Source organism: Paracoccaceae bacterium, assembly GCA_033344815.1.
GTDB lineage: Bacteria > Pseudomonadota > Alphaproteobacteria > Rhodobacterales > Rhodobacteraceae > Roseobacter.
On record JAWPMR010000001.1, the window covers coordinates 2499798 to 2522144 of the forward strand.

Below are 22347 nucleotides of genomic sequence, written 5' to 3' on the forward strand. Positions count from 1 at the left end.
ATAAAAGACGCACGCAAATTCTACATCAATGGCAGCTGGGTATCCTCAAAAGGCGGCAACGAGGCGTTTCTTGTCAATCCCTCGAAAGAGGAAGCTTTTGCCACAATCACTCTTGGCAGTTCTACAGACGCAGATGCCGCCGTCGCTGCAGCTAAGGCTGCATTCCCCGCTTGGGCGGCTACGACCAAGGCCGAACGTCTCGCTCTTTTACGCAAGGTACATGAGGTTTATCTGAGCCGGCACGCCGATATCGCAGCTGCCATGAGTGAAGAAATGGGCGCTTCCATTGATTTCGCCAACGGTATTCAAACCGGCATCGGCGCAGTGCACCTTGATGAGTATATTGATGCACTGGAAGCTTTGGAATTTGAACGTTCCCTGAATGACGGCGCGCCAAACGATCACATCATCTATGAGCCAATCGGAGTCTGCGCGCTGATCAAGCCGTGGAACTGGCCAATGAACCAAGTGACCCGGAAAGTGGGGGCTGCTCTGGCAGCGGGCTGCACGATGATCCTGAAACCATCCGCAGAATCTCCGATGTCTTCGATGATCTTTGCAGGAATTCTGCACGAAGCAGGCGCTCCAGCCGGGGTGTTCAATCTGGTGAATGGGGATGGGCTGAGTGTCGGCACGCAGCTTTCTGGTCATCCCGATGTGGATTTCGTATCTTTCACCGGCTCGACACGGGCCGGCACCGCCATCACGAAAAACGCTGCTAATACAGTGAAGTGTGTGTCGCTGGAACTTGGCGGCAAAGGCGCAAACATCGTGTTCGCCGATGCAGACAAAGACGCGGTCCGCCGTAGCGCGTTGCACTGTTTCAACAATACCGGACAATCATGCAATGCACCGACGCGCATGCTTGTTGAGCGATCGCGCTATGACGAAGCCGTCGCACAAGCCGTTGCGATCGCCGAAGAACAAGGTGTGGATACCGCCGCCAAATCAGGCGATCATATTGGGCCTTTGGTCAACAAAGCCCAGTTCGACAAAGTTCAGGCGATGATCGAAACCGGTATTCGGGAAGGTGCCCGTCTTGTGACCGACGGTACAGGACGTCCTCAGGACATGAACCGAGGATATTTCGTACGCCCCACCATCTTTGCGGACGTGAACAACGACATGGACGTGATGCAGGAAGAAATCTTCGGACCCGTCTTGTGCGTCATGCCGTTTGACAGTGAGGGAGAAGCCATCGAGATCGCCAATGATACGCTTTGCGGTCTAACAAATTACGTACAGACCACAAACCCAGATCGCGACAATCGCGTCGCGCGCGCCTTGAAATCAGGACTGGTTGAAATGAACGGCAACTTCTGCTCCAAAGGCGCGCCATTTGGTGGCTTCAAACAGTCAGGGACAGGACGTGAAGGCAGTTTTTGGGGTCTCGAAGAGTTTCTCGAAGTCAAAGCTGTAGGTGGATGGTTTCCCGAGACCTAATTAGAAAGGGTGCGCGGAAACGCGCATTCCAAAGGCAATTTGGGAAATGACATGACCCTGACCAACGACCAGGTCACACAGCTTGCGTCTGCCTACGATGACGCCGAACGCACGCGTCAGGTTGTCCGAGCGCCAAGCGTCCAATACCTGAACTTCTCGATGCATGACGCCTACAAAGTGCAATCGGCTTGGGTGCAACAACGCTTAGCACGTGGGGAACGGGTCATTGGTCACAAGATAGGCCTCACAAGTCGCGCCATGCAGCTGGCTGTTAGCATCGACATTCCAGACTACGGCGTTCTGACCGATACTATGGTGATCGATGACGGTGCCGTCATTGCGCCTAATCGCTTTATCTTCCCACGCTTCGAGGTCGGACTTGGCTTCAAGCTGAAATCCGCGTTGTCAGGACCTGATGTCACCATTCTTGACGTTCTAGATGCGACCGAATGGGTGATCCCAGCAATCGAAGTGATCGATTGTCGCGCGCATCTCAACGACCCGGACACCGGTGCTCCTCTCAAGGTTATGGACTCAATCGCAGACAATGCGGCCAATGCCGGGATCATTTGGGGCGGCACTCCAGTCCGTCCCGATGAGATTGATCTTCGGATGGTGCCTGGCATCCTGTATCGCAACGGCAAGATCGAAGAAACCGGCGTGTCTGCTGGCGTTCTCGGGCACCCGGCTAACGGCGTCGTTTGGTTGACCCGCGAATTGCACAAACTGGGCGCATCACTGAAGGCTGGTGAGTTTGTCTTGGGTGGCAGCTTTACCCGACCAGTTGCAGGCGCCCCTGGTGACACAATCCAATGCGACTTTGGCACGCTTGGCCAGATCACCTACTCCATTGGGAAGGAATCCTGATGCCGGCGCCGAAGAACACATTCAAAGCGGCCCTCGAGGGCGACCGCCCGCACATGGGATGTTGCGTTGGTCTAGCATCGCAATACGCGGCTGAGATCGTTGGCACCGCCGGGTTTGATTGGCTCTTGATTGATGGCGAGCATGCGCCAAACGATCTGCGTTCAATTTCCGACCAAATTGGTATCCTCCAGGCTAGCGATAGTGATGTTGTCGTGCGCTTGCCAAGTGGCGATCGTGATCTGATAAAACAGGTGTTAGATGCCGGGGTGCAAAGCCTTCTTATCCCAATGGTCGATAGCGCGGATCAGGCGCGAGATCTTGTGCGTGCCGTATGCTATCCCCCGCACGGCATTTGGGGCGTTGGCTACGCCTTGGGGCGGGCCTCTCGTTTTGCGGCTAGGAATGAATGCAACAGATTCCCATGTGCGCAATGTACCTCTAGCAGATCATATCCAACATCCCGCGCAAGTTTTGCCGATTGCACAAACTCCTCTTGAATTACTCGAATGTCTTCAACACTCAACGCCCGAGGTTGCCGCCAAAGACGCGTGCCATCGGGATCAAATGCGTTATCGGTCGGGCCAACTGTCTCCCAAGCGGATGCATTCCCTGCATCCAAGTGACAGCCGCCTTCAAGTGCCGTCCCCGCGCTACCTTTGCGCCCTGAATGGGAAATTTGCGCGCCCGTTACTGCACCAAACGACTTTTGAAACGCGACAATTGATTCCAGGGCTTCGGCCTGTTTTTGATCCCAAAGTCCGGCACACCCGTTTGAAATGTGACCATTGGCGGAAACGGCAGTGCATTCAGCCATGATGAAACCCACGCCGCCAACGGTACGCGACCCCAGATGCACCATGTGCCATGGACCAGCGACACCATCGGTTGAACTGTATTGGCACATCGGGGACATCCCGATCCGGTTCTTAAAGGTGACGTCTTTGATACGCAGCTACGTGAACAATTCGGACATGGGACAGCCCCTTTTCAATACCAATTGTGGCCTAGCTTGCTGGGCGTGTTAGACCGACCTTGTGATGCCACCGTCAACGCGGATGTTCTGACCGGTAATATAGGCTCCGCCCTCGGACGCGAGGAACGCGACAACACTTGCGATCTCATTCAATGAATTGCCATAGCGCCCCATCGGGATCATCGAACGAAACTCTTCTTTTTCAGGAAGGCTGTCGATAAATCCGGGCAACACGTTGTTCATACGAATGTTTTCGGCCGCGTATTTATCGGCGAACAGCTTGCTGTAAGAGGCGAGACCCGCGCGCATGACGCCGGAGGTGGGGAATACAGGGTTTGGTTCAAATGCGGCGAAGGTCGAGATGTTGATGATCGTGCCGCCACCTTGTTTCAACATAATCGGCGTCACCAAACGCGTTGGGCGCACAGCATTGAGGAAATAAACCTCCATGCCTTCATGCCAGTCATCGTCCGTCAGTTCGAGCACAGGCGCGCGCGGGCCATGACCGGCAGAGTTCACCAGCACATCGATGCGGCCCCAGTGATCCATGGCGGCATCCACCAACTTTTGCAGATCTTCTTCGGATTTGTTGGTGCCGGTGATACCAACGCCACCAAGCTCCTTGGCCAAAGCCTCGCCCCTGCCCGATGATGACAAGATACCAACCTTGAACCCATCAGCGGCCAAAGCGCGCGCGCTGTCTGCGCCCATGCCGGACCCACCGGCGGTGATGAGTGCTACTTTTACGTCAGACATGTTTGGTCTCCTTTTAGGTTTTCTTGGTGTCGTCGACGATGTTCATCCTAGCGACCCCACTATTGCCAAGCTCTACAGCCGCGAACGGCCCACCGTGGCACATGTTGCCAGGATCCTGGGTATCCATAGGCTCGGTCTCGGCCAGAATGGCGTCGGCAAATTGCTCTGCATTGTCGGCTGGACGATAATCCAAAAAGCTGGCCTTGGCGTTATCAACGGGTACACGGTCATTGTTGGACACCCCGTAGACGATAGAGAAGCCAGTCACAGGCGCCTCGATGCTGCGCTGCACCAGTTGGATCAGATCATCGTAGGATAACCACGACCCAAGCGCACGCGCGTTGGTCACTTGGGCACAGGACAGAATGCGCATGTGCACGCTCTCAAGGCCCCGTTTGTCCCAATACATCGATCCCAGATCTTCTGCGAAGCATTTGGCCAGACCGTAGAATGTATCGGGGCGGTGGCGTACATCGGTGCCGATAAAATCGTTCTTTGGGTGCATCCCGACTGCATGAATAGAGCTACCGTAAACAACGCGTTTAAGGCCATGCTGATAGGCGGCCTCCCAGATGTTGTAGGCACCCACAAAGTTCGGGCCGAGCAGTTTTTCAAAAGGCCCCTCATCGGCATATGCGCCCATATGCACGACCATGTCGGCCCCATCCAGAACACGCATCATTTCCTCAAGGCTCGTCAGATCGCCTTTGGCATAGGTTTCGCCGCCATAAAGCGTGCCGATATCATCAACGATGTCCGTGGATACCAATTCATCGCACATCTTTGTCATCGGTTCGCGCAGGTAGGATCCAAGACGGCCAGCGGCACCGGTCAGAACAAGTTTCTTCAATTTCATTGCTCAGGTCTTTCTTTTGAGTTTGGCGACAGAGGTCGCGATACGGTCCATCGCTTGCCTAAGGACATCCGTCGAGGCAGCGGTTGAGATACGAAAAAACGGGGACAGCTCGTAGGCACTGCCCGGAACGGCAGCGATGCCTGCGTCGTTCAGGATATAGGCTGTGATTTCAGCGTCATCGGTCAGCGTGTCACCATCCACGGTTTGCGCCCCGATCAAATAAGCACAACCGATCAGGCCGTAAAATGCCCCGCCGGGCGGATCAAGCGTTAGCCCGTCGATCTGCGAGATGCGGTCCACAACCAAATCACGACGTTCTTCGAATGCGGCGCAGAAACGGCGCACGTCATCCTGCGGTCCGTTCAACGCAGTAGCGGCAGCAGCCTGCGCGATGGCACAGGCACCTGAGCAAATCTGGCTTTGCACCTTGGTCATTGCAGCAATCAACGGCCTTGGTCCCGCACCATAACCGATGCGCCAGCCGGTCATGGCATAGGCTTTGGAGACACCATTCACTGTGAGCGTGCGACCTTTCAGTAATGGATTGGCCGCGGCAAAAGACAGAAACGTGCGGCCATCAAATAAGATGTGTTCATAAATTTCATCCGACAGGATCAACACGTGCGGGTGGTTTTCCAGAATCGCGCCAAGGGCACGCAAATCTTCATCAGAATAAACCGCGCCCGCCGGGTTCGAAGGCAGGTTCAGCATGACCCAGCGGGTCTTGGTCGTAATCGCCGCCTCAAGCTGTGCGGGGGCCAACCGAAAGCCGTTCTCGGCAGGGCATTTCAGCGCCACGGCTTGCCCACCAAGGATCAGCACGATGTCCTTGTACTGCCCAAAATAAGGCGCGCACATCAGAACCTCATCGCCCTGTTCCAATGTGGCCATCATCGCATTGAACAACACCTGTTTCGCCCCGTTGGACACGATCACTTCGTCGGTCGCGTAACTCAGGTTGTTTTCGCGGGCGAGCTTATCCACCACCGCGCGGCGCATCTCTAGCGTGCCGCCCGTAGGCGGATAACGCGTTTCACCGCGCAAGGCGGCTTCATGCGCCGCCTCAATGATATGAGCAGGCGTGTCGAAATCCGGCTCGCCTAGCCCAAGGTCAATAACGTCTTCGCCGCGGACCTTGGCTTCTTTTGCGGCTTGGCTGACCCATGCAGAAGCGGAGGGTTTTACCGGGTCAAGTCGGGATGATGCAAACTTCATGACAGGCCATCTTTGACGGTGGCGAGCAGATGGTCTGATGCCTTTGCCAGAAGGCTTGCGTCCGTTCCACAGGCAACGAAAGTGAACCCTTCGTTAAGCAATTCGGTTGCAAATGCCGGATCAAGAACAAGCGTACCAACAGGAATTCCCTTCGCTATCAGCTTTTGTGCGGCGGGTTTGATCAACGCCCACACTTCAGGGTCCATCGGCATGCCAACTTTTCCAATGTCGGCAGCGATATCTCCGGGTCCAAAGAAGATACCATGAATACCGTCTACATCCGCAATCGCTTCGGCCTGCTCAACAGCGGCGCGTGTTTCAAGCTGCAAAAGGACGGTTGTTTCTTCTTCAATGCGCGCGACGTAATCCGTTACACGCCCGAATTTGGTGGCCCGTGTCGCACCCGATACACCGCGCACTCCGTGGGGTGGATAGCGGGTTGCAGCGACGGCCTTTTCAGCCTCCTCTACCGATTGGATCATCGGAAACAGAATACCCGGCGCGCCCAGATCGAGCAGGCGTTTGACCGCGACCGTGTCGTTCCATTCGACCCGCACAATCGCTTTCGTGTCACTGGCGGCAAAGGCCTGCATCTGGCTCAACACACTGAAATAGTCGTTGGGGCTGTGCTCCATGTCGATCAGCGCCCAATCATAGCCAGCGTGTGCTGTGACTTCGGCTACGAAATTGCTGCACAGGCTGATCCAGAGGCCAACTTGTTTGTCACCTGCGCCAAGCGCATGGGTGAAGCGGTTTGGCGCAAGTTTCATCAGATGATCGCCTTTTCGATGATCTTGCGACCTGCTGGGATACGGTCAAAATGGAATTGCGTCATGTCCAGCGTTTTATATGCGCCATGCACCATGAATTCGGCCGTGCCGCGCCCCATTGCGGGGGATTGCTGCAAGCCATGCCCCGAAAAGCCGTTGAGGAAGAAGAAGTTCTCAATTTCCATATGCGGACCTAAAATGGCGTTGTGATCAAAGGTGTTCATCGCGTAATGCCCACCCCATTCTGACTGGACCTTGATCGCTTCAAACTGCGGAATGCGCGTGGCAAGGATCGGCCAGACGTGGTTTTCCCACATGCTGTGATCCATGGCGAAATCGTCGTAATCCACGGCCGGATCAATATCGGAATGGCCGCCACATTGATACGTGCCGCCACCATTTTCGCGTACGTGGACACCCGAGGGGTCAATGGTCAGCGGCAGGTCACGATCCAGTGGTTTCTCAGCTGAGAAGATCCAAGAGAACCGTTTACGCGGCTCGACCGGCACATCGATGCCCGCCATTTCAGCTGTCCGCGCAGCGCGCGGGCCCGATGCGTTCAGCACTTGCCCACAAGCGATAAACTCACCCGATTTCAGCGTCACGCTTTCAACGCGCGTACCGTCAGCGTTCTTATTGATCGCAACGACTTCGTTCTCAACGTACTCCACACCCCGTTCGCGCGCAGATTTGCGCCACCAGTCGAACACAGCGGTAGCATCCCAAAATCCTTCATCAACGAGGTTGATCGACCCCAGAACGATATCGTCGACATTGTAGAACGGATAAGCGGCCTTGATCTGATCCGGTGTCATCAATTGCGTCGCGGCACCCGCGTTGACCTGTACCTGTTGGCTTTCGCGCAGCACGTCGGCAAAGGCGTCGTTATCGGCGAGATACATGTAGCCGAAGGACCGGATCGATAGCGCGGGCACACGATCATCGTTGCCCATGTAGCGCGGCAGGTTCTTGACGAAATCCGCTGCAAATTGGCTGATACGCACATTCAATTCGCCCGAGAACTGCTGGCGCATGCATGAATTTGTGTGCATGGTCGAGGTGTTTTCATAGCTCAGATCACGGTCAACAACTAAAACCTTCCCGTCGAAATCTTTGTCATCAGACAAGAACCAAGCGGCTGAGGCTCCCATAATGGCCCCGCCGATGATCACGACGTCATAGGATGTATTTTGCGGCGCTTGGGTTTTCATATCTTGTCTCCTCGCGCAACAGCGGCTTGGACTTCTGCGATGTCTGCCGCGGAGAGATTGTAGTCCTCGGCCGCGACCTCAGCCGAGATATAGCCGCGTGCCAGATCACGTTTCACGAGCTCAACGGAACGCTCGGATGGATTGCCGTAGCCCGCACCCCCGGGGAAGGCCATGATGACGCGCCGACCATGGGCCACGAACTGTTTTCCCTTGCCGCTCATCGCGCTGCCATCGTCTTGGGAAATAGTTGTGGGCGCTCCTGCACTGCCACCTCGACGGCCACGTGCAGGATAATCAACCCGGTCAAACATCGCTTGGATGTCGAATTCATGCCCTTCTTGCGCGCCGACTTCCATATATTGGCCAAGGCCGCCACGGGTCTTGCCTGCCCCTCCTGAGTCGGGCCGCAATTCCTTGCGCCAGATGATCACGGGGCCTGCGTGTTCTGTTGCCTCGATCGGCATGGTCATCACACCGGAAGGGAAGGCCGTCGCATTCAACCCGTCATGTTCAGGCCGCGCGCCGGAGCCGCCAGAGTTGAACGTCAGCACTTCGGACCGCCGTGCGCTCAAAGGGGCTGGCGCATCCGTGCGCGGGCGCAGCGACACCTGAAAATTGCACAGACATCCCGCTCCTTCGGCCGGCACGAGGCCCGGCACGATCTTGTCGAAAGCATTAAACACGGCGTCTGGCACGAAGTGACCCACGATATGGCGCAGTGCCACGGGGGCAGGGTGCAACGCGTTGACAATGGAGTTTTCGGGTGCGGTGATTTCAAACGGAGCAAGGGACGCCGCGTTGTTCGGAATTTCTGGCGCGATTGCAACTTTCAATGCATAGCAAGCATAGGCTTTGGCGTACACCAGCGGGCAGTTGATGCCCTTTTTGTCGAGCCCGGATGAGCCGGTGAAATCAGAGACGATCCTGTCACTTTCAACGCTCACCTTGACCTTGAGCGTTATAGGGCGATCAAACCCGTCCACTGTCATCTCACCTTCCGCGGATTGTTGTGGCAGAGCCGCGATCCGCTCAACCGTCGCGCGGCGCGAGTTGTCCAGGATGAAGGTGGCGATGCCGTTCAAGTCAGACAAGGCAAACTCCTCCATCATGTCGATCAGGCGGCGGTGACCGATCTCATTGCAGGTCGCCAGCGCATAGATGTCGCCGATCAGCTGATCTGGTTCACGCACGTTGCCGCGAATAATGCGGGTGAGGGTTTCATCGACTGTGCCCTTGTCGGCAAACTTCATGATCGGGATATAAAGACCTTCTTCATAGACGCTGGCCGCATCCGCACCAAAGCCTCGCCCGCCAATGTCCACGATATGGGCGGTGCAGGCAAAGAACCCGACCAGTGCGCCGTTGTGGAAAGAGGGCGTTACCATGGTAATGTCATGCAGGTGGCCGGTGCCTTCCCACGGGTCATTGGTGATGTAAATGTCTCCATCATGGATATTGTCACGCCCGATACGGCGGATGAAGTGCGCCACGGCGTCGGCCATCGCATTCACGTGGCCCGGCGTACCTGTGACCGCTTGGGCGAGCATCTGACCGTGGAGGTCATAGACGCCAGCGGACAAATCGCCCGCTTCGCGCACGGAAGTTGAAAACGCTGTGCGGACCAGCGCCTGAGCTTGTTCCTCAACGACGGAAATCAAGCGGTTCCACATGACCTGATAGGCGACTTTTGAATGCTGGGTCATTGCGCTGATCCTTTCAATACAATGTCGATGCAGCCATCTGGCTGGCGGATTGCATCCCGACTTGCAGGCACGATGATGGTGGTTTCATCTTCGACCACTGCGACTGGGCCCGCCGCGCGCTGACCGGTGGCCATGTCGAAACGGTTCACGACCTGCGCATCAAGGTATTTTCCGACCGCCGCATCAAAAAGCTGTCGATCCCCGTCACTTGCCGCAACACCGGAACCGTCTGTTTCATCCATGCGCGCCACCTTTTCAGGAGGTGTTGTGGCGTTCACCGACCAAACCGTGATCTCGATATCCATGCCCGCAACGGGGCGGCCAAACAGCTTGGAATAATCCTCGATGAAACGCGCCTCAAACGTCACCGCATCAGGGTTCATCGCCTGGTCTTCCGTCAGCTCAATGGGAATTTCCCAACCTTGGCCCGTATAGCGCATATAGACTTTGAACTCCGACAGGATCGGGCTGATCGCATCGCAGGTGCGGACGAACCCAGTGGCCTCAGCCTTTAGATCCGTGAGCAACGATTTAATCCGATCGCCATCGAAATCGGACAGCTTCATGTAAACCGAGCGGTTGGCCTCAAAGCTAAATGGTGCGCGCAGGAAGCCAATAGCCGAGCCGACTCCAGCCCCCGGCGGCACCAACAAACGGTCGACGCCCAGTTTTTCACACAAGCGCCCAGCATGCAGCGGCGCTGCCCCGCCAAAAGCAATCATAGTATATTCTGACAGATCCTCGCCATTCTCGACTGCATGAACACGGGCCGCGTTGGCCATGTTTTCATCAACCACTTCGGCGACACCAAACGCCGCCTCAACCGCATCCATATCAAGCGTATCGCCCACATGACCCAACAGCGCGGATTTGGATGCGTCGGGGTGCAGTTTAATCGAGCCGCCCGCGAAATTGTCGGGATCGAGTTTACCCAGCACCAAATCGGCGTCGGTGACTGCGGGGCGGGTGCCCTCGCGGCCGTAACAGGCAGGGCCAGGTTCTGATCCGGCACTTTCGGGACCAACACGGATCTGACGCATCGCATCAACATGTGCCAGAGAACCGCCGCCCGCACCAATTTCGACCATATCAATCACCGGGATCGAGATGGGCATGCCCGAGCCTTTTTTGAACCGATACGTTCGGGCAACTTCGAACACGCGGGACGTCTTGGGCGTTTGGTTCTTGATCAGGCAAATCTTGGCCGTGGTACCGCCCATATCGAACGACAGTACCTTGTCCAACCCGTAGCGCGCCGCGATATGGGCCGCAAACACAGCGCCACCTGCAGGGCCGGATTCGACCAAACGCACGGGAAAGTCAGCCGCATTCTGGATCGAGATGATCCCACCACCAGAATGCATCAGGAAGATACGGCACGCCACACCTTCGCCCTTCAGTCGATCCTCAAGGCGGCCCAGATAAGACGCCATCAGAGGCTTGATATAGGCGTTGGCGACGACGGTGTTGAACCGCTCATATTCACGCATCTGCGGCGAGACCTCGGACGAAATAGACACCGCAACATCCGGCAGTTTTTCGGCCATTACATCGCGCACCAACTCTTCGTGGGCGGGGTTCAGGTAGGAATGGATCAACCCGACGGCGACGCTTTCAAAGCCAGCCTTCGCAATCTGATCAACAACGGCTTCAACCTCGTTGCGGTCGATATCGATCAATACCGCGCCATTGGCATCCACACGTCCACCAACGGTAAACCGCATCTGACGCGGTAGCAGCGGGTCGGGCAAGTTCAGGTTCAGATCATACTGTTCAAACCTGCTTTCCGTGCGCATTTCAATGACATCGCGAAACCCTTCGGTTGTAATCAAGGCTGTCTTCGCCCCGCGCCGTTCGATCAGCGCATTGGTCGCAAGGGTCGTGCCATGGATGATCTGATCGACCTCGTTTGGGGCAACTCCTGCCTTGTCCAAGACCTGATGCATCCCGTCGATGATCGCATTTTCGGGCGCGGCATAGGTCGTCAGCACCTTGGTCGAGAAAACCTCCGTGCCTTTTTCCAGAACCACGTCGGTAAATGTGCCGCCAATGTCGACGCCAAGGCGGATAGAGGTCGTTGCCATCTGAGGCTCCTGCAATGAATTACACATGCAGATGGCCCGAGAATTTTCAAATAATCAAATCGATTAAATCTTTCACCCTGATCAATTTTAATGATCTACTGGGACCGTATTGCGATCTTTGCGATCTGAGCCGCTTTTTCAACGTAAAGGGCAGCACGTGCAGGAGCGTATCGTGCGAAGAACGACAAAGGCTCAGGATGCCAATCAGTATCTATTCTATGCAGATCCGAAGCAGCGACTTCTGCCTCCACAAGTCGTTCGGGCAATAGGGCGACGCCCAGCCCCTCAAGCACCATCGGGACACAGGCCGACAATGCGCTGGAATGGACAATCCGTTCGCGGCGCAAGCCTTGCTTTGCAGCCAGATTATGAAGCGCAGCACAGGCTTGAGTGTGTTTTGCATGCGTTAGAACTGTCAGCTCAAAGAGCTCGGACAGGGTAGGCTCAGTGCTGACGTTTTGGATCAAATCAGTGTTCGCAACCCAACAGTAATGCTCTTGACCCAAAGTCTCGCTTGCGAAGGCTTTCGATTTGAACGGGCCCGTTTGAAGGGCCAAATCAAGCTGCCCTTCCATCAATCGTGCATCAATCGTTGTTGAAAGGTCGACCTCCAGCTGTATGCGCAGCTTTGGGTAGGCCTCTCTCATCAACCGCAAGAAACTTTGCAACCAAGTGCAGGCCACAAGCTCTGTCACGCCCAGTCGAAGCGTTTCCTCAATCAGCTCCCGACGGCCAGCTTCCTCGATGAGCGCTTCTCCGGCCCACAACACTTCACGTGTTTTGTGAAGTAACCTCTCACCATTTACAGTCAAACGAACCGATCCGGCATCCCGTACCAACAACGTCTCATCAAGGGCGGATTCAAGCGCAATGATCCGTGCTGAAATATTGGGTTGAGTGGTTCCAAGCGCAGACGCCGCAGCACGAAATGTGCCGGTATCGACGACAAAGGCAAACGCCTCCAGCTGTTTGAGAGTGATCTGACTTTTGATCATTTTCGGCTCATGGATAGAAAATATTGATAGGCACGGTAGCTGTTCTTTTGAAGCGGACAAAGCTCTTTCGGAGCATTCACAGGTCTGACGTTAAAAAAATCCCCTACTTACTCCCAAGCGGGACGAAGCGCGCGAATGGCAGGTATCGCTGGTTCTGCCGCCTTGATCTGACAGACCGCCTTCCAGATCATTCGACTTTTTCCAAGAATCGGCACGGTCGGTTCCGTGAGAGCGATCACCACTCTGTCATGATGCTCAATGCCGATTGTAACGATGCCAACGTCATCAACGTGTTCGAGCCTGCGATCCTGCATATCGCGTCAGGCGACAGCGTCACTTTTGGGCCGATCAAGGCGGTCAGTTTGCCGGGGCGTAGCGGTGCGACGCAAGCGCCCGTCAGGATGGCGCGCGACCCGTAGGCAAAGCTGAGGTCGGTAACTTGAAGCGCGTTCATTGCCAGTGCCTTTTTCGTTGGCTGAGGATCAGCGAGACAAAAAATGGAATGCCGATAAGCGAGGTAATCATGCCGATAGGATAGACGACGCCGGGGGTGATGGCCTTTGAGGCGATAGAGGTACCGCACAGGATCAGCGCACCGGCAAGGGCTGAGAGTGGCAGGAAGCCGCGCTGGTCTTCCCCGTCAAGCATCCGCGCGATATGTGGCCCCACAAGGCCCACGAAAGCGACGGCACCAACAAAGGACACAGCCGCGGCCGAGAGTAGTGAAACGCCAGCCGGCAACCGCCAGCGCTACCACGAGAGCCTGAATAACGTCACGCCGGCCGATGCCTACTTCAGGCGTTACAAAGCCATTATAAAACAATGGGAAAGGATCAAAAGGAAGACGCTCGGAACGCGCCACTTGCATCACATCCAGCGCGCCGCATAATCAAACCAACAAGATGGGCTGAACTCTCCCTTAGTTTAGACTGCCATTGGTGCCAAAAATTCTAACGACGAGCAGGCCGCACGTTTCCAAGTGCCAATCCGGGTTGGGTGAACACCGTATTGCGTGGGCTACTCCGTCAGGCTTATCTCCTCGCGAAACGCTTCAAGTGAAACTTGGGCTTTGAACTCAGGAGAATGGATCTTTCGTTTCTTCATCGCAGATCACTTCTCTCGTCAGGCAGTCGACCTTAACGTTTGACCCTTACGTCAGCGAGCACTTCGGTATTGAAAGTGTCCAAACTCTGTCGTTGGGAAAAGATTTGGGACTCGATTGCTTCCCCCAGCGCTAAATCGTTGAGCGCTTTCCTGTCCCGGTCCGACAGGTCTTCAATCAGACGTTCTGCAGCAATGACTTTTCCATATGCTTGCCGAACTTGACGAATATGCTGTTCCTTTTCTGCCAAAACCAACGCCAATTTGGTATTCAGGGAAGCCTTTGCTCTGCCCACCCATCGCTTCCAAATGACATCGGCACCAATTGATTGCATGGATGGGACTACTGATTGGCGGGCAGTTTGAGCCTGTATATCAATGCGTCGTAATTCAGAGCGCAGGTCGTTTTCTTTCGCAACTATAGTTTGAAAAGCTTGTCGCCTGACTTCATACTTTGCTTCAACAAGCGCGCTGATTTCCTTTAAGTCTTTCAGATTCATCAGATTCTACCCTTTGCTTTGTTACGCATTGTTTCGGCAAACCGAATAGCGGCCGCTACGGCACGATAGTGGTCAGGCGAAATCTGTTCGCCAATGTCCGTAGTCGCGTGGATCGCGCGTGCCGTTGGCGGATCGCTATGGATTGGTACGTCACTTTCATTTGCAATTTCTCTGATACGCAATGCTATTTCATCCAAACCTTTGGCCACACATACAGGCGCTTGACCAGGTTTTCGATCCCATTTGAGCGCAACTGCGTAATGTGTAGGATTGACGATAATGACATCCGCCGAATGTACTTCAGACATCATTTGAGCGCTGGCGATAGCATGAGCGCGCTGTCGGCGCTCTTGCTTCATATGAGGGTCGCCTTCGTTGTTTTTTGTCTCATCCATGATTTCTTTGCGAGACATCATGTTTTTTCTCAGGTGCTCAAAATGCTGCCAAATGGCATCGATGAAACCAATCACGCCAGAAACAACAACTACCACCAAAAGAAACTTGAGGCAGATCTCTGCAAGCAAAGTAACGACAATGCGCGGATTGGTCTGCAGGACAGCGACCATCTCGTCAAGGCGAGCATTTATGAATAAGGCGAGGCACGCAGAATAAATCAATAGCTTTGAAAAACTTACGGCAAACTGGAAAAGGCCGGTACGACCATATTTGTTCTTGGCATTTGAAATTATTGAAATTTTCGATATTTTAGGCGCGATTTTATTTGGCGCAAAGACGATACCCTTCAGCGCGAGCAAACAAAGGATAACGGCCAGTGAAGGCAAAAGAAACAGCGGCGAAATAGACCAGGCAACAGCGCGAATTAGCCCTTGAGTCGGCGCAGCGGCAGCACCATCAAAGAATAAGGGAGCCAACTGCGCTGATTGTTCAATCAGCACCATCATTGAGGTGCCCAGCAGGGTCAATCCGCTACTGCCCGCAACCAAAAAAGCTATCAGCAGACCAGAGTACGCGCATGCCGTCAGCAGTTCAGTCGAGCGAGCAAACTCACCTTTCTTACGAGCTTCAAGAAGCTTCTGAGGCGTGGCATCGTATGTCTTGTCACCTTCCTCGCTCACGGCGTTGTCCCAAATGGATTTCTCAGGAAAACATCCATCGCATCTACCCAGACTGAGAGTATCAATGGAGCCGACATCAGCAACAAGAAGAGACCACCCGCTGTGATCAATGGAGCACCAACAAAAGCGACCATCAACTGCGGCATTGCTTTGTTTATAGCACCAAGAGCGAAATTATAGAGAACTGAGAGAATAACGAACGGCGCAGCAAGCGTGAACGCCAATGTGAATGCGCGAGCGACTTGTGCGACGCCCCAATCGGTGAGGACGGAGGCTTGCGTAAATCGACCCATCGGCATGAATTCATAAGACAAGATTACCAGTTGCGCAGCCTTGACATGTAGGCCGGTCATCACTGCCAGAGCGAGGCCACCAACAATCAAAATGTAACCCATTGCCGGCATCGGATCGACTCCAGAGCCTCCAAAAACCTGAGAAAGCGAAGTTGCGTTAGCAGCAATTGTGCCCGCAGTCTGAAGCGCCAGAACGAACAATCTGATCCCGATCCCAATCGCCAAACCCGACACTACTTCTGTAAAGATCAAAATTGACAGGTCACCGGTTCCTTGCGGGAAACCCACATTTGGCACAGCTGGCGTAACGATGATCGTAAATGCCAAAGCTACCGCAAGTTTTATGCGGACCGGAACTGACTGTTCGCCAAATGCTGGTAGCATGGAGGCCAGTGCAGCAACGCGCAGAAAGACTAAAAAGCCATGCCAAATTGCGCTGTTCAGCAATGGGGCTAGTTCAGCCAGTGCTGTCATGCAGCAACGACACCGACGAGGGATGGGCGCGCGTCCAAGCCTATTTCTTCAAAGGAAAGAACAGGGTTAGAAATTCCTTTTGCTCGCATCACAGTCCGCAAGAAACGCCGCCGGCGCGTATTGGTCACAATGGCCGCATTAATCCCATCCTGATTTGCAGCGAGCAGTTTTTCTGACATATTTTCAGCCAACAAATTGAAAAGGTCAGGTGGCAACGCAATGTCCAAGCCTCGATCAGCTTCGACTTGGTAGGTATTGAACGTGTCTTCCCACTCAGGTGCCAACTGAATGAGGGGGAGTGTTCCATCCTCGCGCTTCATATCTGCAATCAATTGAAACCCAAGACGCTGGCGGACGTGCTCACAGATGGCCTCAGGTTGCGCATTGTGCGCCCGTGCTTCCGCTGTTGCTTCTAAGATAAGGGGTAAATTCCTGATAGAAACCTGTTCGTCCAAAAGCAAACGCAATACAGCATGCAAAACGTCAATCGGTACCTTGTCCGGGATCATTTCATCCAGCAGTTTTCGGTTGGCTTCAGCGCGCGCCGGTTCAGAAACGTTCACCATTTCGGAAAGCAAACGCCGTAGCGACTTGAGTGACAGCAGGCGACTGAAGTTGCGTTTGACAGTCTCCAGCAAGTGCGTGGCTAGGATTTCCGCGGGAGTCACCAACGTCAGCCCATCAAGAGCGGCACGTTCCTGATCCCGATTGTTAATCCATCTCGCGGGAGCGCCGTACACGGGTTCAGTAGTATCGACACCACCTGGTAGAGACATGGAGTCCTCCGGAACAAGGGCGAGTATTTGATCCGGGTTGAGTTGTGCGCGCGCCTGTTCCACGCCCTGAATTCGAATTACATAGGTCCCAACCGGCAAAACTGCGTTGTCCGTCAAGCGAATCTCCGGAAGGATCAAGCCAAAGACTGAAGCGACATGCGTTCGCATATTCGATATTCGGGCATCCAAACCTGTTCCCGGATCTAGCACCATGTTGACCAAATCAGGCGCGAATTCTACATGGATGTCATCGAGTTCCAAGATGTCTCCCAGAGACTTTTCTTTTGGAAGATCGGTAGTGACATCATCTTCAATCTTTTTGACCATCTTCGTCTTAACTTTTTTATGCACCAGAAAGGCGACGAAACCCAATACTGCACCACCAAACAAAAAGGGCGCAAATGGCAAACCAGGGAACAGGGCAAACAAAATCATTAACCCAGACACGGTTGCTAGTGCGGAAGGGTGCTTACCTAGCTGACTAAACACCGCCAAGTCTGTAGCACCCTGTGCGCCGCCTCGTGCTAAAAGCAGGGCTGACGCAATGGAGATAACCACGGCCGGGATCTGCGAAACAAGGCCATCTCCAACTGTCAGCATTGCGTAAGTTTCAAAAGCCTGTCCCAATGGCATACTATGAACTGCAACGCCCATGATTAGCCCTGCAACCAAGTTAAGCAACGTGATCAAAAGTCCAGCGACCGCATCGCCTTTTACAAATTTCGACGCACCATCCAATGACCCAAAAAACGTAGTTTCTTGTTGCTCTCTCTCACGCCGTTCTTTTGCTTCTGCATGCGTGATGGCTCCGGCCGACATGTCACTATCAATTGCGAGTTGTTTACCGGGCATTCCGTCCAAAGCAAATCGAGCTCCAACCTCGGCCATTCTGGTCGCGCCCTTGGTAATGACCATAAAGTTAACGATCAGAAGTACGCAGAAGACCACTAGGCCAAGAAAAACGCTTCCTCCCATTACAAACTGAGCGAAGCCCTCGATAACACCGCCGGCCGCATCAGTTCCGGTATGACCCTGGCCAATAATGAGTTTGGTTGATGAAACATTTAACGAAAGCCGCAGCATCAATGATGCCAGTAGGATCGTTGGAAATGCCGAAAAGTCCAATGGGCGTTCGATAAACAAAGTAATCGTAAAAATCAGAATTGCTAAGGCGAACGAAGCCGCCAACCCAATGTCCAAAATCCAAGATGGCATAGGCAAAATCATCATCACAATTACGGCCATCAATGCAACCGCAAGCATAATCGTTGGATTGAAAAACGCGTTTATAGCAATCTTCTGCATTCCCTTTAATTTCCACTTCTTGAGACGAGGCTGCGCCTGTTTAAATTATCGTTTAATGGGACCAACGACCCACGCACTGGCCGCACGCTAGATTGTTGTAAAAGAGGGAACTGGTTTGCTTCTTGAATGCGCGCGCCTTTTTGCACAAACGACGGCAACTCATTCTGAAGATTTGCGTATATAGCAGAATATTTACTTTTGTACCGCTCTGAGATTTCGGTCGTTCTAGAATGGAATGCGCCAACGGCATCTGTCCAATCACCCTCTTCTAGGAAAAGTTGCGACAAAAACTCTGCCGCGTACTTAGCGTTTGTAAAGGGGTCGAACATGTCAGAAATTGAAGAAAAGGCGTCTCCATGCCAACGATAGTTCAATTGGAAACACCCTATATCAATATTCCTAATTCCATCGCTAACCTTTTCTTTTGCAACCCTTTCGGCTTCAGATCGGCTAGAAAGCCAAGCTCCTTGACCGCCTACATTAATTGACCAAGGCCACGGCTCCAAGCCGGCGCCGAGTGATCGCCCGGTTTCTGTTCGGGTAACAGCCAGCAACACCGAAAGTGGAACACTTGTTTCGTGCGAGGCAATCACAGCGGCTTGATCACACACATTTCCACTTGAAGGTGTAGCGTGTAGTCTAACAGCACCAAAAAGTAGGAAGAGCACAGCTATGAAGAATAATGCGGCCAGATCAATTGCTCTACAAAACGGCATTCAAAACCTTCATCAACTGTTTTCTACAGTCATTTGAAGTTATCCGATCAAGGTTTATTTTGAGTAACTACTATTCTCAAAATAAAATTTCTTTATCAACGGTTCATTGTGAAGTGACTACCAAATCTCTTAGAAGGTCAGCGACTATGGTTCTTGCTGAAGCGCTTTCATCCAAAGCATTCTGGGTTGCAGAGATCATTCCATCCTCAATTATTACTGGATCCACAGAGCCATTTGCCAGTTCGCGTATGTCTTCGAATGTATTAGACTGTTGTGAAACCAGTTCCACCCAATCATCAGATAGCCAAGCAGCACGTTTCGCCGTTTCCGACATGTTCGCAGCCTGAAAAAGCTGGATTGCACGGGCGTTTTCCCCAATCCTAAAGAGTGCTTGCGCGCGAATTAAGTCTGCTTCTTGCCCAAGGGTAGATTGCAGTATCTCCAGCGCCTCTGTTGGCTTGTCCAAGGCGAGTAAGACCTCAGCTTCTAAAAGTATAGCTTGCAAGTTTCTCTCAGTGTTATCTATGTCCGCCAATATGTCTGCTGCTGCACTCGCAAAACCCAGCGAGTTCATTCTCTTTGCAATAGCCAAAGCGGATAACGGCCGAATTGACCTGCTATTCTCTGGGAAATAGCCGAACGCGATATCCAAAAATTCTACATCGCTAGCATTTTTTGCCAAGACGGAGAAGACAGACGATCGCAAATCATCTAACGACTCCGCGTTCTGATAGAATTGATCTTTCTCGATAACATCAAAGGCCTTTTTAAATTGTCCGGACAACGCAGAAGCGATCGCGTGCGCGCGTGACAACTCGGGCGCAATTCTACTGTCTTGAAGTTCGAAAGCATACGCTTCTATCAAGAGAGAGGTATCTGGGTCGATAGGTGTCAGGTCAGCCAGTCTGTTTTCAACGTACAAAAGTAAAGCTTCCGGTGAATCGATACTGTTTGCGTTTGAAACGTTAGACAAAATCCTAGCCGCAGATGCATTATTGCTAGAATTTTGTTGAATATAGGCAGAGGCTAGTTCGGTGCTTGGTGCACTTTGATTGGCATCCAGATTGACCCGGCGAAGAGCAACCGACGCCGCCTCTGTCTTTCCAATTTCCGCGAGTCGCTTGCTTAAAATTGGTGCAAGATAGTCTCTCAATTGTGGAGGCAGTTTTACAAGCGCGCGAAGCGCTGCGCGATCGTCCGCAACTTGATCCTTGGAGAAGGTTCTCGCAGCGAGGATGCCCCACAAGGCTAAATCAGACGCGCAGTCAGCAAAATGATGAACAATCCGCGGATTTCGGACGAATCCAATGTCTACTATATCCGCTAAGTCCATAAGTTCAGGGTTTTCCAAAACTAATTTGTCGGACAACCGCAACGTTTGCTTCGCTTCTACACCAAAACCGAAAAAAATGTATGCTCGGGCTAAGTCAATGGCTACTTTTTCGTCCAACCGGCCAAGTTCGGAAAACAGAGACTGCCTAAGCAAGGAGATTTGGCTGTGGAATTTGGTCTCATCGCCCCAATTCGGAACATTGACCGAGATAGGGTCTGCGCAAACAACCCCGGATGTCGTCAGGTCGACTGTGTCGACCCGCCGGGGAACATCACGACTATTTGTAATCCTCAGATTAACGATTTCGTTAAATGTGGGCGAAACCATCTGATCAGATGAATCAAAAATAACGATTCCTGGCTCAGGCATTTCTTGTTTTACCGCCGCATCTAGGCTCGGTACTGATGGCTCAACCAAACCGCGCGAAGTTGCGTCTACAACACTTCTCAACAATTCTTGACGGGTAGTTTCTACGGTGCCGATTTCCTGAGAAGATAAACTTGAAACCGGAGCGGAGCCACTTTCTGACTCAGGGCTTTGTTGCTCTTGCGTCAAAAGAAACTGGTCGTCATCGCTGGTCGCGCTTGGCCAAAGCAATTCACCAAAAGCAAAATTTGATTGCGCCTTGAGGCTCTTGTAAGAGCCCTGTGTGGTAAGCGCATTTTTTGATAAAGGCGGGCCGTCCAGAATATCGATAACCAGAAAACTGCCTTTTTCGACGAAGAATTTCGTATCACAATCACACGAAAGTTCTAATTCGAGACGTGAGGGATACGTTTTTATTTCTTTTAGGTAGTCTCTCGGTATCAGGTTAAAAACGCGGCTGATATCGAAGCCGTCTTCATGGCCTAAAAACGAAATCACTTGGCTACCGGGTTGACCAGAGACTTCCCACTGCACTTCCGAAGGAAGCCGCATAACCAATCTTGTGAAGCCGGTATGATCACCAGATCTTACGCTGATTGGATCAGCTAGTGCAAAATTGCTCACCACACAAGCCAAGAGCCAAAAAACTATGAACTGCTTCTTCATGCGGCAGCCTGTTTTACCGACTTTAGAGCCTCTTCCAGCTCCGAAAAACTGGGACGACAATGAGAAGGCGTATTTTGACGACCGACTTCAATACAAATGTTCGTTGCATGCGCGTGGAGGTTAGCAACCAAAACTTCTCGTATCAGTTGATAGAAATGGCCATCTTCTTCGGTTACCGTTTTTACTTTTGCAGCAAACGGGCCAACAAATCCGTACGCTAAAAACACGCCTAGGAAAGTTCCCACCAAAGCACCGCCGATGAGTTTTCCAAGCACTTCAGGCGGCTGGTCGATAGAACCCATCGTCTTGATAATGCCCAAAACAGCGGCCACAATACCTAGAGCAGGCAAACCATCTGCTACTGTCTGGAGGGCATGACTTGAATGAAGTGCGTGATGCATGTTTGCTTCCATGCGTTTCTCCAAGACTTCTTCAACTTGATGAGGATCGTCGTAATTCATAGAAGCAGATCGCATCGTATCGCAGATGAGCGCTACAGCTTCCCCATCATTCAGAATTTTAGGATATTTGGTAAATATATCAGAATCTTGTGGTGCTTCGATATGTTCTTCAATGGAAACCGGATTTTGCCTGGCAAGACGGATCAGTTCAAAGAGCAGACATAGCAAATCGCGATAGTCATCGTGCGCCCACTTTGGACCTTTGAACACTCGGCCCATGTCTTTAGCTGTTTGCTTAACGGCCGACATACTGTTGCTTATGAGAAATGCGCCGACGGCAGCACCACCTATCATAGTCATTTCAAAAGGTAAGGCCTTGATGATGATGCCCATTTTGCCACCCGCAGCAAGATAGCCACCGAACACCATAACAAACACGACAATTATTCCAACGAATCCGATCATGT

Annotated in this window: 20 protein-coding genes and 3 pseudogenes; 5 read left to right on the forward strand and 18 right to left on the reverse strand. The window is 52.9% G+C overall.

The genetic code is table 11. The features are described 5' to 3' along the window. From R8G34_11590 to R8G34_11600, 3 genes and pseudogenes are all read left to right on the forward strand, one after another. Positions 1 to 1443, forward strand: coding sequence for an aldehyde dehydrogenase family protein (locus tag R8G34_11590; protein ID MDW3223506.1), 1443 nt, complete (start codon positions 1 to 3; stop codon positions 1441 to 1443). Positions 1444 to 1494: 51 nt separating this feature from the next. Continuing rightward, the gene (hpaH, locus tag R8G34_11595) at positions 1495 to 2310 is read left to right on the forward strand and encodes a 2-oxo-hepta-3-ene-1,7-dioic acid hydratase (protein MDW3223507.1); all 816 of its coding nucleotides are present in this window, start codon (positions 1495 to 1497) and stop codon (positions 2308 to 2310) included. A gap of 53 nt (positions 2311 to 2363) precedes the next feature. Further along, a pseudogene (locus R8G34_11600) lies at positions 2364 to 2657 on the forward strand (aldolase/citrate lyase family protein). A 17-nt stretch (positions 2658 to 2674) separates the two neighbouring features. On the opposite strand, the gene R8G34_11605 reads toward R8G34_11600, so the two are convergent. The 9 genes from R8G34_11605 to R8G34_11645 form a co-directional block, all read right to left on the reverse strand. Next, positions 2675 to 3214: a hypothetical protein gene (locus tag R8G34_11605; protein ID MDW3223508.1), complete on the reverse strand. Its 540-nt coding sequence runs from the start codon at positions 3212 to 3214 to the stop codon at positions 2675 to 2677. A gap of 117 nt (positions 3215 to 3331) precedes the next feature. After that, the gene (locus R8G34_11610; protein MDW3223509.1) at positions 3332 to 4039 is read right to left on the reverse strand and encodes an SDR family oxidoreductase; all 708 of its coding nucleotides are present in this window, start codon (positions 4037 to 4039) and stop codon (positions 3332 to 3334) included. A 13-nt stretch (positions 4040 to 4052) separates the two neighbouring features. After that, positions 4053 to 4889: an NAD(P)-dependent oxidoreductase gene (locus R8G34_11615; protein ID MDW3223510.1), complete on the reverse strand. Its 837-nt coding sequence runs from the start codon at positions 4887 to 4889 to the stop codon at positions 4053 to 4055. A 9-nt stretch (positions 4890 to 4898) separates the two neighbouring features. Continuing rightward, the gene (locus R8G34_11620; GenBank protein MDW3223511.1) at positions 4899 to 6110 is read right to left on the reverse strand and encodes a pyridoxal phosphate-dependent aminotransferase; all 1212 of its coding nucleotides are present in this window, start codon (positions 6108 to 6110) and stop codon (positions 4899 to 4901) included. Beyond that, positions 6107 to 6880: an HpcH/HpaI aldolase/citrate lyase family protein gene (locus R8G34_11625; GenBank protein ID MDW3223512.1), complete on the reverse strand. Its 774-nt coding sequence runs from the start codon at positions 6878 to 6880 to the stop codon at positions 6107 to 6109. Before R8G34_11625 ends, R8G34_11620 begins: the two co-directional genes overlap by 4 nt. Then, complete coding sequence (locus R8G34_11630; GenBank protein ID MDW3223513.1) at positions 6880 to 8091, reverse strand: FAD-binding oxidoreductase; 1212 nt, start codon at positions 8089 to 8091, stop codon at positions 6880 to 6882. The genes R8G34_11625 and R8G34_11630 overlap by 1 nt, the downstream gene beginning before the upstream one ends. Continuing rightward, positions 8088 to 9794, reverse strand: coding sequence for a hydantoinase B/oxoprolinase family protein (locus R8G34_11635; protein ID MDW3223514.1), 1707 nt, complete (start codon positions 9792 to 9794; stop codon positions 8088 to 8090). Before R8G34_11635 ends, R8G34_11630 begins: the two co-directional genes overlap by 4 nt. Continuing rightward, positions 9791 to 11878: a hydantoinase/oxoprolinase family protein gene (locus R8G34_11640; GenBank protein ID MDW3223515.1), complete on the reverse strand. Its 2088-nt coding sequence runs from the start codon at positions 11876 to 11878 to the stop codon at positions 9791 to 9793. The genes R8G34_11635 and R8G34_11640 overlap by 4 nt, the downstream gene beginning before the upstream one ends. 95 nt (positions 11879 to 11973) lie before the next feature. Continuing rightward, positions 11974 to 12873: a LysR family transcriptional regulator gene (locus R8G34_11645; protein MDW3223516.1), complete on the reverse strand. Its 900-nt coding sequence runs from the start codon at positions 12871 to 12873 to the stop codon at positions 11974 to 11976. Between the two features lie 143 nt (positions 12874 to 13016). Between R8G34_11645 and R8G34_11650 the strand changes: the two are divergent. After that, a pseudogene (locus tag R8G34_11650) lies at positions 13017 to 13106 on the forward strand (transposase). Between the two features lie 2 nt (positions 13107 to 13108). Here R8G34_11650 and R8G34_11655 read toward each other — a convergent pair. Together R8G34_11655 and R8G34_11660 are read right to left on the reverse strand one after the other, a co-directional pair. Next, a complete protein-coding gene (locus R8G34_11655) occupies positions 13109 to 13327 on the reverse strand; it encodes a hypothetical protein (protein ID MDW3223517.1) in 219 nt (72 codons plus the stop codon). Next, positions 13324 to 13578: an iron chelate uptake ABC transporter family permease subunit gene (locus R8G34_11660; protein ID MDW3223518.1), complete on the reverse strand. Its 255-nt coding sequence runs from the start codon at positions 13576 to 13578 to the stop codon at positions 13324 to 13326. The genes R8G34_11655 and R8G34_11660 overlap by 4 nt, the downstream gene beginning before the upstream one ends. Positions 13579 to 13612: 34 nt before the next feature. Here R8G34_11660 and R8G34_11665 point away from each other — a divergent pair. Next, positions 13613 to 13762, forward strand: a pseudogene (locus R8G34_11665) (IS3 family transposase). Between the two features lie 247 nt (positions 13763 to 14009). On the opposite strand, the gene R8G34_11670 reads toward R8G34_11665, so the two are convergent. The 7 genes from R8G34_11670 to motA all read right to left on the reverse strand — a co-directional run bounded on the left by R8G34_11670 (position 14010) and on the right by motA (position 22345). After that, on the reverse strand, positions 14010 to 14474 hold the full coding sequence (locus R8G34_11670; protein MDW3223519.1) for a hypothetical protein: 465 nt from the start codon (positions 14472 to 14474) through the stop codon (positions 14010 to 14012). Continuing rightward, positions 14474 to 15550: a flagellar type III secretion system protein FlhB gene (locus tag R8G34_11675; protein MDW3223520.1), complete on the reverse strand. Its 1077-nt coding sequence runs from the start codon at positions 15548 to 15550 to the stop codon at positions 14474 to 14476. The genes R8G34_11670 and R8G34_11675 overlap by 1 nt, the downstream gene beginning before the upstream one ends. Next, positions 15547 to 16317, reverse strand: a complete 771-nt coding sequence (locus R8G34_11680; GenBank protein MDW3223521.1) for a flagellar biosynthetic protein FliR — start codon at positions 16315 to 16317, stop codon at positions 15547 to 15549. Before R8G34_11680 ends, R8G34_11675 begins: the two co-directional genes overlap by 4 nt. After that, complete coding sequence (flhA, locus tag R8G34_11685; GenBank protein ID MDW3223522.1) at positions 16314 to 18398, reverse strand: flagellar biosynthesis protein FlhA; 2085 nt, start codon at positions 18396 to 18398, stop codon at positions 16314 to 16316. The genes R8G34_11680 and flhA overlap by 4 nt, the downstream gene beginning before the upstream one ends. A gap of 5 nt (positions 18399 to 18403) precedes the next feature. Continuing rightward, positions 18404 to 19114, reverse strand: coding sequence for a hypothetical protein (locus R8G34_11690; GenBank protein ID MDW3223523.1), 711 nt, complete (start codon positions 19112 to 19114; stop codon positions 18404 to 18406). Between the two features lie 103 nt (positions 19115 to 19217). Next, positions 19218 to 21479, reverse strand: coding sequence for a hypothetical protein (locus R8G34_11695; protein MDW3223524.1), 2262 nt, complete (start codon positions 21477 to 21479; stop codon positions 19218 to 19220). After that, on the reverse strand, positions 21476 to 22345 hold the full coding sequence (gene motA / locus R8G34_11700; GenBank protein ID MDW3223525.1) for a flagellar motor stator protein MotA: 870 nt from the start codon (positions 22343 to 22345) through the stop codon (positions 21476 to 21478). The genes R8G34_11695 and motA overlap by 4 nt, the downstream gene beginning before the upstream one ends. Between the last annotated feature and the right edge of the window lie 2 nt (positions 22346 to 22347).